The organism is Actinocorallia sp. A-T 12471, from assembly GCF_033875155.1.
GTDB lineage: Bacteria > Actinomycetota > Actinomycetes > Streptosporangiales > Streptosporangiaceae > Actinocorallia.
This window is the reverse complement of the sequence record NZ_JAWZTE010000002.1, coordinates 700,161-714,088: the sequence shown is the minus strand read 5'-3', so window position 1 is coordinate 714,088 and position 13,928 is coordinate 700,161. Positions and strand designations below refer to the sequence as shown.

At 72.1% G+C, this 13,928-nt stretch carries 13 protein-coding genes; 7 read left to right on the top strand and 6 right to left on the bottom strand.

What is annotated here, in order from left to right; genetic code table 11:
* Positions 1-14: 14 nt before the first annotated feature.
* The 3 genes from sepH to R9X44_RS08330 form a co-directional block, all read right to left on the bottom strand.
* On the bottom strand, positions 15-1,469 hold the full coding sequence (sepH, locus tag R9X44_RS08340) for a septation protein SepH (RefSeq protein ID WP_319813418.1): 1,455 nt from the start codon (positions 1,467-1,469) through the stop codon (positions 15-17).
* A gap of 399 nt (positions 1,470-1,868) precedes the next feature.
* Positions 1,869-3,170, bottom strand: coding sequence for a D-arabinono-1,4-lactone oxidase (locus tag R9X44_RS08335; protein ID WP_319813417.1), 1,302 nt, complete (start codon positions 3,168-3,170; stop codon positions 1,869-1,871).
* A gap of 23 nt (positions 3,171-3,193) precedes the next feature.
* Complete coding sequence (locus R9X44_RS08330) at positions 3,194-4,408, bottom strand: MFS transporter (RefSeq protein WP_319813416.1); 1,215 nt, start codon at positions 4,406-4,408, stop codon at positions 3,194-3,196.
* 78 nt (positions 4,409-4,486) lie between these two features.
* On the opposite strand from R9X44_RS08330, the gene R9X44_RS08325 reads away from it, so the two are divergent.
* From R9X44_RS08325 to R9X44_RS08315, 3 genes are all read left to right on the top strand, one after another.
* Entirely contained in the window at positions 4,487-5,572 is a 1,086-nt protein-coding gene (locus tag R9X44_RS08325; RefSeq protein ID WP_319813415.1) for a lytic transglycosylase domain-containing protein, read from the top strand.
* A 55-nt stretch (positions 5,573-5,627) separates the two neighbouring features.
* Positions 5,628-6,509 carry a ferrochelatase gene (hemH, locus tag R9X44_RS08320; RefSeq protein ID WP_319813414.1) on the top strand — a complete coding sequence of 294 codons (882 nt, stop codon included), beginning with the start codon at positions 5,628-5,630 and terminating at the stop codon, positions 6,507-6,509.
* 61 nt (positions 6,510-6,570) lie between these two features.
* Positions 6,571-7,308 carry an inositol monophosphatase family protein gene (locus R9X44_RS08315; protein WP_413774922.1) on the top strand — a complete coding sequence of 246 codons (738 nt, stop codon included), beginning with the start codon at positions 6,571-6,573 and terminating at the stop codon, positions 7,306-7,308.
* A 3-nt stretch (positions 7,309-7,311) separates the two neighbouring features.
* On the opposite strand, the gene R9X44_RS08310 is transcribed toward R9X44_RS08315, so the two are convergent.
* Positions 7,312-7,473, bottom strand: a complete 162-nt coding sequence (locus tag R9X44_RS08310) for a hypothetical protein (RefSeq protein WP_319813413.1) — start codon at positions 7,471-7,473, stop codon at positions 7,312-7,314.
* Between the two features lie 190 nt (positions 7,474-7,663).
* Here R9X44_RS08310 and R9X44_RS08305 point away from each other — a divergent pair, with 190 nt between their 5' ends.
* Both R9X44_RS08305 and R9X44_RS08300 read left to right on the top strand, forming a co-directional pair.
* Entirely contained in the window at positions 7,664-8,317 is a 654-nt protein-coding gene (locus R9X44_RS08305) for a response regulator transcription factor (RefSeq protein ID WP_319813412.1), read from the top strand.
* A complete protein-coding gene (locus R9X44_RS08300) occupies positions 8,314-9,477 on the top strand; it encodes a HAMP domain-containing sensor histidine kinase (RefSeq protein ID WP_319813411.1) in 1,164 nt (387 codons plus the stop codon). Before R9X44_RS08305 ends, R9X44_RS08300 begins: the two co-directional genes overlap by 4 nt.
* Positions 9,478-9,564: 87 nt before the next feature.
* Here the strand turns inward: R9X44_RS08300 and R9X44_RS08295 are convergent, their stop codons facing one another.
* Together R9X44_RS08295 and R9X44_RS08290 are read right to left on the bottom strand one after the other, a co-directional pair.
* The gene (locus R9X44_RS08295) at positions 9,565-10,116 is read right to left on the bottom strand and encodes a hypothetical protein (protein ID WP_319813410.1); all 552 of its coding nucleotides are present in this window, start codon (positions 10,114-10,116) and stop codon (positions 9,565-9,567) included.
* Between the two features lie 99 nt (positions 10,117-10,215).
* Positions 10,216-12,117, bottom strand: coding sequence for a serine/threonine-protein kinase (locus R9X44_RS08290; protein ID WP_319813409.1), 1,902 nt, complete (start codon positions 12,115-12,117; stop codon positions 10,216-10,218).
* 595 nt (positions 12,118-12,712) lie between these two features.
* Between R9X44_RS08290 and R9X44_RS08285 the strand changes: the two genes are divergently transcribed.
* Both R9X44_RS08285 and R9X44_RS08280 read left to right on the top strand, forming a co-directional pair.
* Positions 12,713-13,009, top strand: coding sequence for a DUF4193 domain-containing protein (locus tag R9X44_RS08285; protein ID WP_123668390.1), 297 nt, complete (start codon positions 12,713-12,715; stop codon positions 13,007-13,009).
* A gap of 29 nt (positions 13,010-13,038) precedes the next feature.
* Positions 13,039-13,923, top strand: coding sequence for a hypothetical protein (locus R9X44_RS08280; RefSeq protein ID WP_319813408.1), 885 nt, complete (start codon positions 13,039-13,041; stop codon positions 13,921-13,923).
* Positions 13,924-13,928: the final 5 nt, after the last annotated feature.

Sequence of the window (13,928 nt, the reverse complement as noted above, 5' to 3'; positions counted from 1 at the left end):
CGCGATGCCGCCGTCTAGTCGGGGCGGCGCGCGCCGAACATGATCTCGTCCCAGGACGGGACGCTCGCGCGCCGGTTGCGGGCCGGGCGCTTGCGCGGCCGCGGCTCGCCCTTGGCCGCCGCGGCGGCCGGGACCGGCGCGGGCTTCGGCTTCTTCACCGGGACCGGCATCGGCTCGGGCTCCGGCGTCGGCTCGGCGGCGGCGGGCCGCTCGACCGGCTCGGGCGCGACGGGCGCGGGCTCGGCGGCCGCGGGCGGCGCGACGGGCTCGACGTGCCGGGCCGCGGGCAGCGGCTCGGGCGCGACGGGCTCGGGAACGGAAGCGGTGGTCGGCTCCTGCGGCACGGTGGGCTCCTCGATCTCGACGGGCTCCGGCTCAGACTGCTGAGCGGAAGTCGTGTTCGGGGAGTCCTCCGGGGCGGGCCTGTCCACGGTGAGCGCGGACGGCAGGGGGTCGGCCAGGGGCGCGGCGGCCTCCGGCGCGGGGTCGGCGGCGGGGGCCGGGTCGGCGGGGACGTCGTGGCGCGACGCGACGGGTTCGTCGGCCGCTGTGGTTCCGGAGGCGGGTTCGGAGGCGGTCTCGGCGGCGGGTTCGGGAACGGCAGGGGGAGCGGGCGGGGTGGGGGCGGTGGCGTCGAGGAGCGCGCCGAGGGCGTCGAGGTCGGGCAGGTCCGCGCCGCGCGTCTCGCGCTGGAACCGCTCGGGGGTGAAGGGCTCGGGGGACAGGGGCGGCGACGGCAGCGACGGGAGCGCGTCGGCGAGGTCGGGGCGCTGGCTGAACGGCGCGGGCACGGGACGTCCGGCGGGGAACTCGCGCCGGTGGTCGGAGACGATCTTCATCGACGGGCGGCGCAGCGGCGTCACGGTGTCGGCGGGCTGCTCGGGCTCCTCCTCCTCGCCGAGGTGGATGAGCCGCGCTGCCTCGTCGTCGAGTGAGCGCACGACACGGCGGCGCGGGTCGAACTTCCACTCGGCGGCGTGCGGACGTCCGGCGTCGTAGAACGACAGCCGGATCTGCCAGGTGTTGTCCTCGCACTTCCAGGCGTCCCAGGTGACCTCTTCAAGGTCGGCCCCGCGTCTGCCGAGGCGTTCCTCCACGAGCTCGCCGAGCGGCGGTCCCGGCGTCGGCTCACCCGGGGTGCGGACGACGCAGCGCTGTGCCTGCTGCGCCATGTACTCGCGCTCCTGGAGGACCGGGCCCTCGAACCACCGGACGCGCTCGACGGGAATGCCGGCGGACTCGGCGATCTCCTCCGCCGTCTCCCCCGCGCGGATGCGGGCCTGGATCTCCTTGGGGCGCAAAGGGCTCTCCACTTCGATCTCGAACTGACCGAGTCGGGAGAAGTGCCCACGGACGGCGGCGCGCAGCCGATCGTCCACGGGCAGGGTGAACCGGGTGCCCCGGCCGGCGGTGGCCAGCACGAGGTACGAACCGTCCTCGCTCACCGCCACGAGGCGCAGCTCCTGCATGCGTGTCCTTCCCAGCCTTGTCCCGGGCCCTGACGCCGTCGGTTGCGACAGCGGGCGCATGCGTCCCTTCCCCCGGATGCTCCGCACGGTTCACCGCCCGGAGCGCTCCCAGTGTCTCGTCAGGGACACATCCGCTGCCAGCACCGTACCCGGCATGTCCGAACATCGTCGCTCCGATTCGTCCGGTGTGCTAGTGCCCGCGGGCCTCCACGTGAGCGGTGTCACCCGGAGTACAGGACAAAGCCGTTCTCCTCCCGCGGCTAGCTTGCCGTGCGCGGGGGCCTCGCGGGGCGGGGCGGCCGGTTTCTTGTGCATCCTTTTCCCTGGCGGGCGGCCCGTGGGCGGCCCGCCGGGGCGGAAGGTCGAGGTTCGCGGCGTATGTTCCCGGGCGCGCGCCCGTCACGCTCCGAGCACGCGGTTCAGGTAGGCGTTGCGGAACAAGCGGTCCGGGTCGAGTTCGTCGCGCAGCTTCGTGAAGTCGCCGAAGCGCGGGTAGACGCTCTGGAGGTAGGCGGCGTCGCGCGTGTGCATCTTGCCCCAGTGCGGACGGCCCTCGAAGCCGGTCAGGATCTCCTCGACGCCCTCGAAGTACGCCCTGTGGTCGTTGCGGTGGTAGACGTGGATCGCGATGAAGGCCGAGTGCCGCTCGTGCGCCATCGACAGCCACGCGTCCTCGGCGGGCAGCAGCCGGACCTCGATGGGGAAGCTGATGCGCCAGCCGCGCCGGTCGAACGCGGCGCGGATCTCGCGCAGCGCGGGCACCAGGTGCTCACGCGGGATCGCGTACTCCTGCTCCTTGAACCTGACGGTCCGGGAGCTGGTGAACACCTCGTGGGAGGTGTCGGTGAAGGTGCGCGCGCCGAGCAGCTTGGCGGAGATGCCGTTGATCGGGCCGATGGTCGACGGGACCCGCCGGGTGAGGCCCTGGGCGACGCCGAAGACCTTGTTGGAGATGAACTCGTCGTCGAGCCACGCCTTGAACTTCGGCAGGGGGTCGCGCGGGCCCTCCACCCGGTTGTTGCGCTTGGTCAGGCAGCCCTCGCTGTGCGGGAACCAGTAGAACTCGAAGTGCTCGTTGGCGGCCTCGAGCTCGTCCACCCGGCCGAGGACCTCGTCCCAGGCCATCGGCTCTTCCTGGGCGCGCAGCAGGAACGCCGGGACGGTCTGCCAGGTGATCGCGGTGACGACGCCGAGCGCGCCGAGGCCGACGCGGGCGGCGTCGAACAGCTCGGGCCGCTCGGTCGCCGAGCAGGTGACGACCGAGCCGTCGGCGAGGACGAGTTCGAGCCCGGCGATCTGGGAGGCGAGGCCGGCGTGGTCGCGTCCCGTGCCGTGGGTGCCGGTCTGGCTCGCCCCGGCGATGGTCTGCTCCTGGATGTCGCCCATGTTGGCAAGGGCGAGGCCGTGCTCGGCGAGCAGCTGGTTGAGCCGCCACAGCGGAAGGCCGGCCTCGGCGGTGACCAGGCCGGTGGCGGTGTCGATGGACCGCACGCCGGTCAGCCCCGACGGGCGCAGCATCACCCCGTCGGTGAGCGCGACGCCGGTGAAGGAGTGCCCGGTGCCGGGCATCCGGATCGCCAGCCCCTCGGCCGCCGCGGCGCGCACGGCGGCCGCGACCTCCTCGGTGGAGCGGGGGGTGACGACGCGGGCGGGGACGGATCGCTCGTTGCCCGCCCAGTTGCGCCAGGTTTCCACAGACATGGAAGGAGGGTAGTGGACGCGGTTTATGAAGAAAATTCGCGTTTCGCGTCGTTATGCAACCGTGACACGGCGACGAGTCCGAGCAGCGCGCCCAGAACGCCGACGCCGAGGGCGAACGCGAACGCCGGACCCGAGCCGCGCGCGTCGATGATCGCGCCCGCCGCCGACGCGCCGCCCGCCACGCCCAGCCCGACGGCGGTGGACGCCCAGGTCAGCCCCTCGGTGAGCTGCCCTTCCGGCACGATCCGCTCAAGTACCCCATAGGCGGGGATGATCGTCGGCGAGATCGCCAGCCCGGCGAAGAAGATCACCACCATCATCAGCGGCAGGCTCTCCACGAGGGCGACCGGCACAAGGCCCGCGGCGAACACCACGAGGCCGAGCCGGAAGCGGCGGCCCAGCGGCCACACCCACTCCCGCGCCCCGTACCAGAGGCCCGCGAGGCCGCTCCCGGCCGCGAAGCAGGCGAGCACGACGCCCGACAGGCCCTTGTGGCCCTGCTCCTCGGAGAACGCGATCGCGCTCACCTCGACCGCGCCGAACACGACGCCGAGGGCGAGGAAGACAAGCGCCATCCCCGGCATCCCCGCATAAGCCAGGGCGTTCCGCCCGCCCCGGCGCAGACCCCTCGCCGGAGGCTCGGTGCGGTACTGCGCGGCGAAGGCAAGGCCCCCGGCGAAGGTGAACAGTCCGGCCGCCGCGAGGCCGCCCGCCGGGATCACCGCGGTGGCGAGCAGGGTCGCGAGGGTCGGGCCGGTGATGAACACGAGCTCGTCGAGGACCGACTCCATCGCGAAGGCGGTCTGGAGCGGCGGCTTGTCCTTGCCGCCCGTGGGCGAGAGCAGGTACGACCACCGCGCCCGCACCAGCGCGCCCATCGACGGCGACGTCATCCCGACCAGGATTCCGGTCGGGAACAGGCTCCAGGAGGGCGCGCCGAGCTGAGCGCACAGGATCAGCGCGGTCATCGCGACGGCGTTGGCCGAGACCAGCGGAACCAGGACGCGGCGCTGCCCCACCCGGTCCACGAGCCTGGCCACCAGCGGCGAGGTGACCGCGTAGGCGACCTGGGTCGTCGCCGCCACCGCCCCGGCGAGCGCGTACCCGCCGTGGGTGCCGGTGACCATGAGCACGATGCCGATCCCGAGCATCGACATCGCCATGCGGCCCACGAAGCTCGCGGGCACGAACGACCGCGCGCCGGGCTGCGCGAACAGGGCCCGGTACGGATTCGCCATCAGATCCACCCCCGAATCGGCAACCGTACCCGCCGCCCGGGAATGCCCGGCGGGAGCCCTCGGCGCTAGCCTTCCCGGGTGCGCAAAGACCGCCTCGTGACCGCCGTGGCCTCGGTCGTCGTGCTCGCCCTGACCGCCGTCGCGGTGTGGGCGGCGATCCGGCTCGGCGACGTCGCGGAGCCGTCACGGCAGGCCATGGTCCCGCCGCCCGCGATCACCCAGGACCCGACGGCGACCGCGGCGCCCGTCGCGGCGCTGGAACGCGTCGTGGTGCCGGACGTGCTGGCCGTACTGCCCACCGGGATAGACGACGGCAGGGTCGCCAGGATCAGCGAGATCGCCAAGGTCGCCGACGTGATCACCGTCGCGGGCGGCGCGGTCACCCTTCAGGGCAAGAGCGTCGACGTGCTCGCGGTGGACCCGTCGCGGTTCAGGTCGTGGACCCCGCCGGTCACCGCCGAGAGCCAGGAGCTGTGGACCGCGCTCGCGGGCGGCCGCTTCGTCGCCGCCTCCTCGGCCGCGGAAGACCTCGGGCTCTCCCTCGGCGCGACCTACCGCTTCGCCGGACGCGAGGCCCCCGAGGTCGTCCTGGGCGGCACCGCGCCGCTCGGCCTGCCCGGCGTCGACGTCCTCGTCGCGCCCGAGGTCGGCGCGCGGATCGGCCTCGTGCCGTCGGTCGCGGTCCTGGTGAACGCGCCCGGCCTCAAACCCGCGACGCTCGTCACGAAGGTGCGCGAGATCCTCGGGAAGAAGGCCGAGGTGGTGAACCTGCACACCGCCTCCCAGGGCGGTACCGCGGGGAACTACCTCGACCTGTACAAGAGCGCGGCGACGACATGCCCCGGCCTGTCCTGGACGGTGCTCGCCGCGATCGGCCAGGTGGAGAGCGACCACGGCGTCAACGTCGGCCCGTCGAGCGCGGGCGCGCTCGGCCCGATGCAGTTCATGCCCGCCACCTGGAAGAGCTACGGCGTGGACGGCGACGGCGACGGCGCCGCCGACGTCATGAACCCGTTCGACGCGATCCCCGCCGCCGCGAAGTACCTGTGCGCGTCAGGGGCCCAACGCGACCTGTACAAGGCGATCTACGCCTACAACCATGCCGACTGGTATGTCCAGGAGGTCCTCGCGCTCGCCGACGCCTACGGCAGACAGTTCTCCTGATCGTTCACCCTCGGCCGCCACCGGTCCGCCCGGGGGGTCTCATAGGCTGGGGCCCATGGACGCGTTGCTGCTGGTCTCCTTCGGCGGTCCGGAAGGCCCCGAGGACGTCATGCCCTTCCTGGAGAACGTCACGCGGGGGCGTAACGTCCCGCGCGAGCGCCTGGAGGAGGTGGCCGAGCACTACCACCGCTTCGGGGGCAGGAGCCCGATCAACGACCAGTGCCGGGAGCTGAAGGCGGCGATCGAGAAGCTGGTGGACGTCCCCGTCTACTGGGGGAACCGCAACTGGCCGCCCTACCTCGCCGACACCGTCGCCCAGATGAAGGAAGACGGGATCACCTCGGCCGCCGCGTTCGTCACCTCCGCCTACAGCGGCTACTCCTCCTCCGGCCAGTACCAGGAGGACATCGACCGGGCCAGGGCGGCGGTCCCGGGCGCGCCGGAGATCACCAAGATCCCGCCGTACTGCCTCGAACCCCAGTTCGTCGACGCGTTCGTCTCCGCGACCCAGAAGGCGCTCGCCCAGCTGCCCGAGGCGCGGCTCGTGTTCACCGCGCACAGCGTCCCGCTGGCGCAGCCGGGCCGCGCCGAGTACGACACCGAGCTGCACGAGGTGGCCGTCCGGGTGCACGAGGCGTCCGGGGCGGTCCCCAAGTTCGACCTGGTCTACCAGAGCCGCAGCGGCCCGCCCTCGCAGCCGTGGCTCGAACCCGACATCCTCGACCACCTGCGCACCCTGTACTCGCTGGGCGTCCGCGACGTGGTCCTCGTCCCGATCGGGTTCGTGTCCGACCACATGGAGGTCATCTACGACCTCGACGTCGAGGCCCGCGACCTCGCCGCCGAACTCGGCATGCGCCTCGCGCGGGCGGGCACGCCGGGCGTCGCGCTCGCCCCGCTGGCCGCCGAGCTCTTCGAGAGGACCCGCCGTGGCTGAGCTGCCCGACCCCGCCGACCTGCTCGACCTGGCCGTCGCGACGGCCCGCGAGACCGGCCGGATGCTGATCGACAAGCGGCCCGTCGAGGGGCCCGCCGTGGTCGCCACCAAGTCGAGCGCGACCGACGTGGTCACCCAGATGGACCAGGCCGCAGAACGCCTCATCCGCGAGCGCATCGGCGCGGCACGGCCCGGCGACGCGTTCCTCGGCGAGGAGGAGGGCGTCACCGCGGGCTCGTCCGGCGTGCGCTGGGTCGTCGACCCGATCGACGGGACCGTCAACTACCTCTACGACCTGCCGGACTGGGCGGTGAGCATCGCCGCCGAGAGCGGCGGCGAGACCGTCGCGGCGGTGGTCGAGGTGCCGCGCAGGGGCTGGACCTTCACCGCCGTGCGCGGCGGCGGCGCGTTCCTGAACGGCGAGCCGATCCGCTGCACCTCGGGGGTGCCGCTGCACAGCGCGCTCGTGGCGACGGGCTTCGGCTACGCGCCCGAACGCCGGGCCGCCCAGGCGCGGGTGCTGACGGGGGTGCTGCCGAACGTGCGGGACATCCGCCGCAACGGGGCCGCGGCGATCGACCTGTGCCAGGTCGCGGCGGGCCGGATCGACGGCTACTACGAGCGCGGCGTGCAGGCGTGGGACATCGCGGCGGGGACCCTGATCGTCACCGAGGCGGGCGGGCGGGTAGGCGGGCTCGCCGGCGCCCCCGCGGGGAACGAGCTGACGATCGCGGCCGGTGCCGACCTGTTCGGCCCGCTGCACGATCTGCTCGCGCCGCTCGACCCCGCGAGGGACTGAGGTTCAGCGGGCGGGGAGGTCGTGGGCGTCGGCGATCCGCCGCAGCTCGTCGATCTCCGACTGGCGCACGTCGGCGAGGTAGTCGTCGCCGTCCCTGGTGGCGGCGCGCAGGGAGGCGTAAGCCTCCTTGAGCCGCTGCTGGATCGTCTCGTTGAGCTCGCTCATAAGCATGGTCCTTCCGGGTCGAATCCCCTCTACCCCGGGTCTAGACCGGTCTAAACCTTTACCCATGGAGAATTTCAGCGAAGCACCCCTGCCCTTCGCTTACCGGTCGCTTACCGGCCCTGTGGCATAACGGAAAGGCCGCGACATGCCCGTCGGGGTGTGGGAGCGCGGCGGGAAAGAGGAGCGCAAGGTGCGAGTTCTGGTCGTCGAGGACGAACGGGTCATGGCCGACGCGATCGCCACGGGGCTGCGCCGCGAGGCGATGGCCGTCGACATCGCCTACGACGGCGCGGGCGCGCTGGAGCGGGCCGGGATCAACGAGTACGACGTGATCGTGCTCGACCGCGATCTGCCCAAGGTGCACGGCGACGAGGTGTGCCGCACCCTCGTCGGGCAGCGTTACGGGGCGCGCATCCTCATGCTCACCGCCGCCGGCGAGCTCGAGGACAAGGTCGCCGGCCTGAACCTCGGCGCGGACGACTACCTCGCCAAGCCGTTCGCGTTCAAGGAGCTGATCGCCAGGGTGCGGGCGCTGTCCCGGCGCGTCGCGACCCCGCTCCCGCCGGTGCTGGCCCGCGCCGGGATCGAACTCGACGCGGGGCGCTTCACCGTCTCGCGCGACGGCCGCCCGATCGAGCTGACCCGCAAGGAGTTCGCCGTCCTTGAGGTGCTGCTGGCCGCCGACGGCGTCGTCGTCAGCTCCGAGCAGCTGCTGGAGAAGGCGTGGGACGAGCACATCGACCCGTTCACCAACGTGGTCAGGGTCACCATGATGACGCTGCGCAAGAAACTCGGCGACCCCCCGGTGATCGAGACGGTGCCCGGGGTGGGGTACCGGCTGTGACGTCGCCGACGAACCTGCTGCGGGACCTGCGGGAGCTGCCCAGGCGCGTCAGCGTCAGGCTGCGGCTCACCCTGCTGTACGGCGTCCTGTTCTTCTTCGCCGGGTGCCTGCTCATGGCGGTCACCTACGTGTTCGTCGGCCAGTCGTTCAGCGACGTGCTGCGGCCCGGCAGCGACCTCACGTACCGGACGTCGGAGGGCTTCTACTACACGCGTCCGGTCGACGAGCTGCGCACGGGAATGCTGGCCCAGCTCGTCAAGCGGATGGTGTTCGCGCTGTTCGGGGTCGGCCTGATGGCGCTCGTGCTCGGCTACATCGTCGCCGACCGCGCCCTCGCGCCGCTGCACGCGATCACCGCCGCCGCGCGGCGGCTGTCGGAGAGCACCCTGCACGAGCGGATCGCGCTCGAGGGCCCCGAGGACGAGATCAAGGAGCTCGCCGACACGTTCGACGCGATGCTCGCGCGGCTCGGCGACGCCTTCGACTCACAGCGCAGGTTCGTCGCCAACGCCTCGCACGAGCTGCGGACCCCGCTGGCGATCAACCGGACCCTGCTGGAGGTCGCGCTCACCGACCCCGAGGTGTCGCCGGACATGATGACGGTCGGCAAGACCCTGCTGGCCACCAACGCGCGGCACGAGCGGCTCATCGAGGGCCTGCTCCTGCTGGCCCGCAGCGAGCGCGAGCTGACCACCCGCAAGGTGGTCGACCTCAAGGAGGTCGCCGACACCGTGCTCGAATCGGTGCGCAACCGGCCCGAGGGCGAGCGGCCCGACGTGACCCTGAACACCGAGCTGACCTCCGCCGACACCGTCGGCGACCCGGTGCTGCTGGAACATCTGATCGCCAACCTCGTCGACAACGCGCTCAAGCACAACGTGGAGGGCGGCGAGGTCTTCCTGCGCACCGGGGTGCTCGACGGCGCGGCGGCCTGCCAGGTGGAGAACTCCGGGCCGGTGATCCCGGCCTACGAGATCGACCGGCTGTTCGAGCCGTTCCGGCGGCTCAACAGCGACCGGATCGAGTCCGCCAAGGGCGCGGGGCTCGGCCTGTCGATCGTGCGCTCGGTGGTGACCGCCCACCGGGGGACCGTGGTCGCCAGCCCCAGGCCGGGGGGCGGTCTCATCATCACCGTGCGGCTGCCGCTCCAGGCCCGCTGACGCGGGGCCGGAGCGGGGCTCGGGGGCTCAGGCGTTCGCGGCTGTGCCTTCCGGCGCTCAGGCGTTCGCGGCTGTGCTTTCCGGGGCTCAGGCGTTCGCGCCGGACTGGCGCTTCAGCTCGCCGATCGCGTTGTGATCGGAATCCCGGTCGGCGGCGGACTCGTTGAAGTACGTCTTGTAGTACAGGCCGTCGTTCGAGCCGCCGTTGTTGTCGGGGTTGGGGAACAGCGTCGAGTACGACAGCGCGTCACAGGTCACGCTGCCCTGCGACTGGGTGATGCTCTCCTGCACGACCGACTTGAAGTCGTAGTTCGGCGTGTGGTGCAGGAACGTCAGCGTGCCCGAGCAGGAGAACGCGCCGGTCGAGGTGCTGGTCGGGTCGTTCTCGAGCTTGATCTGGCCGGTGGTCGAGCCCTCGGCGATCACGACGGTGACGATGAACCGCGCCGACGTCGGCTTGATCTGGATGACCGGGCCCGTCCAGGTGCCCGCGTACTTGGCGTCGAAGCCGGGCGCGGACGGCGTCGCAACGGGCGTGCCGCCGCCCTTCCCGTCGTCTGACAGGACGACGAGCAGGACGGCGGCCAGCAGCAGGATCAGGAGGCCGAACCCGCCGAGGACGAGCACCGCGGGCGACACCCCCCGCCTTGGCGGAGGTCCGGCGAACGGAGGCGGGGTTCCGTACGGAGGCTGTCCAGGAGGCGGAGGGTACACGCGGAGTCCTTCAGGCGGGGGGACCTACTGGCGTGTCAGCGTACCGATGAAGCTGTACTCGCCGCTGCCGTCGTCGGCGGCGGCCTGGGTGCTGAAGTTGGTGATGAACATCTCCACGCCGTCGTCCTTGGGGAAGAACTCGTTGTACGTCACGTCGGGGCACGTGGCGTTGTCCTTCTTGGTGATGTTCTCCCGCGCGATGCTCTTCCAGACCGAGGTGCCCGGGTGGTGCAGGAACGTGACGGTGCCCGAGCACGACCACGTGGTCTTGTCGTTGGGCCCGTTGGTGTAGACGATCTCACCGGTCGGCGAGCCGTTGGTGAAGGTCACCTTCACGTAGTACTGCGCGCTCTCCGGCTTGACCTGGGTGACCAGGCCCGTCCAGGTGCCCGCGTAGTCCTCGCAGAAGGCGGTGTCGCCCTGCTGGCCGCAGTCGGGCTTGTTGCCGGTGCCGGACCCCGTGTTGTTGTCCTGGCTCTTGCTCGGCGGCACCGGGTTGACCGGGGCCTGCTGGGTGGGCGGCGGCGCGACGACGGGGTCGGCGGGCTTGTCGTCGGGCAGCGCGATGGCGATCGCGATCACCAGCAGCAGCACCACGACGACCGCGCCCGCGATCGCGGCGACGACCGCGCCGTTGGACTTGCGGCGCGGCGGCTGGCCGCCGAACGGCTGGTTCTGCTGCGGGTAGCCGGGGCCGCCGTAGGGCGGGGGCGGCGGGGGCGCCTGGCCGAACTGCGGCTGCGGCGTCGGCGTGTAGGGGCCCTGCTGCGGGTAGCCGGGCTGCTGGTGCGGTGCCTGCTGGAGGCCCGGCTGGAACCCGGACTGCTGGAACGGCGGCGGGGTCGGCTGGCCCGGCTGCTGGAACGCCTGGGGGCTCGGCTGCGCGCTGAGCGGGCCAGGCGTGGGCGGCGGCGTGTACGACGGCGGGCTCACCGGCCCGGGCGAGGCGGCGTACGGGTTCGGCGGAGCGGCCGCGTACGGGTTCGCGGGGGAGGCGAAGGGCGCGGGTGTCGGCGTGTGCGGCGCGGGCGGCGTGGGCAGCTGCGCGGCGATCCGCGTGCCCTGGTTCAGCAGCTCCTCGCGCTGGGTCGCCGACGACGGGGCCGCCCCGGAGCGCGGCACGAGCTCCAGCAGGGCGTCGAGCGCCGACGGGCGCAGCGAGGCGTCCTTGGACAGGCACCTGGCGATCAGCGGCCGCAGCTCGGGGGGCAGCCCGGTGATGTCGGGCTCCTCGTTGAGGATGCGGTTGATGATCACCGGCAGGGTGTCGGCCTCGAACGGCGACTGGCCGGTGGCCGCGAAGATCATCGTCGCGCCGAACGCGAAGATGTCCACCGCGGGCTGGAGCGGCGCGCCGGTGAGCTGCTCGGGCGCGAGGTAGCCGGGGGTGCCGACGACCATGCCGGTGGCGGTGACCGCGCTCTCCTGGGAGTTGACGGTCCGCGCGATGCCGAAGTCGACGACCCGGGGGCCGTCGGCGGCGATCAGCACGTTGTTGGGCTTGAAGTCGCGGTGGACGATGCCCACCTCGTGGATGGCCGCCAGCGCGGTGAGCATGCCGATGGCCAGGAGGTTCAGCTCCTGGGCCGGGCGCGGCCCGCCGGTGGCGACGAGCTCGTGCAGCGACGGGCCCTCGATGTACTCGCTCACCACATAGGGCGAGTCGCCGTCGACCTGCGCCTCGATGATCCGGGCGGTGCAGAACGGCTCGACCTTCTGCGCGGCGGCGACCTCCCGGACGAAACGGGCGCGCGCCTGCGGGTCGGCGTTCATCTGGGCGTGCAGTAGCTTGATCGCGACGAACTGGCCGTCACCGGTCCGGCCCAGGTAGACGGCGCCCTGCCCGCCGGCTCCGAGGCGTCCGACCACCTCGTAGGAACCGAGCGTTGTCGGGTCACCTTGCTCCAGCGGAGCGTACTTCGGCATGCGACCCCTCCGAGTCAACAGGTCAGCTCATTCCTCAAGCGCTTCTCAGGCGGCGACGATATCGCGTGAGTCTGAACTATGAGATCTCTCTGTACTTCTGGCCGTTTGTTGGGGTAGGAGACCTTCTGGAGACGGGGCCGAAGCCTCGGTCGCCGTCATGGCCGCCGCGTCCTCCCTCACCGGCTTGTCCGATGGCCGCTCACTGGTCTCCGATGGCCGGAACGTGGGTGTTGTTCGCCACAAACCGTGATTCGCAGGCAGTTTTTCCCCGTCGATGGTCACGTCATGACTCATGGACCCGTTCTTCCCAGGTATGATCCCGCCCGCGGTGGGCGCAGCAAGCGGGGACGATCCCCGGTCGCCGACCGTTCTCTCGGGCGGGAGCCGGACGGGAGCGCCCGCCTCGGCGCGCTGCCGTATCGGAGTGGCGGTAGCGGCATGTGTGGCGGAGGTCGCAAACCGTGACAGAATTTCCCGCCCGGATCGGGCACAAGAACGGCGTCCCGTGCGTTACTTCCGCGCGACGGGGTGCATATAGAGGACTACGGAGCCTCCGGGCGGGAGCCCGGTAAGGCCAAGAGGGGGATGGAGAGAGATGGCCACCGACTACGACAGCCCGCGCAAGACCGACGACGACCTCGGCGAGGACAGCCTCCAGGAGCTCCAGGCCCGGCGGACCGACAAGTCCGCGGGGATCATCGACGAGGACCTGGACGCCGGCGAGGTCGCCGAGCTGCCGGGCGCGGACCTGTCGAACGAGGAACTGTCGTTCAAGGTCGTGCCCAAGCAGGCCGACGAGTTCACGTGCAGCAGCTGCTTCCTGGTGCACCACCGCAGCCAGCTCGCCAAGGAGAAGAACGGCGAGCCCGTCTGCACGGAGTGCGCGGCCTGACCAGCCGGCGCAGGGAGGGAGAGGGCGGGATGACCAGCGAGGGCGACCATCCCGAGCCCCCGCGTGGGGAGGAAGAACAGGAGATCGGCGAGCTGATCGGCCGTCTGTCCGGCACGGAGGAGCTGGACAAGACCACAAGGGGACGGCTGATCGGACGGCTCGCCCACCTCCTCGCCTCCAGCGCGAAGGGCGCGGGGGTCAGGGGCCTCGCGGGCGGCAAGTGGCTCGCCGACACCTTCGCCGCGGTCGCCCCCCGGATTCCGATCCGGGACCTCGAGACGCTGCGGGCGCACTACCCGGGGCTGAGCGCGGAGGCGCTCGCCGACGAGCTGGTGCGCGGCGCGGTGAACCGGACGACGGCGGTGGGCGCGGCGGGCGGCGCGCTCGCGGCCGTGCAGTTCACCGCACCGCCGCTGCTGCTCACGGCCCCGGCCCAGATCGTCGCGGAGACCCTCGTGGTCGCGGCGATCGAGACCAAGATGATCGCCGAGCTGCACGAGGCGCACGGCGTGCAGATCCAGGGCGGGACCGCCGAGCGGACCATGACCTACGCGGTCGCCTGGGCCAAGCAGCGCGGCGTCAACCCGATGGACTCGGGCTCGCTGAGCGTCGGCCTGGGCGGCGCGGCCAAGGCCGCGCTGCGCAAACGCATGATGGGCGTGCTGGGAAGGCACATGACCACCCTCGGCCCGTTCCTCACCGGGGCGGTCGCGGGCGGCACGCTGAACCGGGCGGCCACCAAGAAGCTCGCCGAGAAGGTCAGGAACGACCTGGCCCGTTACGGAACCCTCGCGCGGGGTGTGCCGCGCGAGCCGAAACCGCATCATCTGCTGGGCGGCGGACACGCCCAGATCCCGCCTCCCGGGCCCCCACCGCAGGACCTGCCGCCCCCCGGCCCTCCGCCACAGGACTAGCCGCG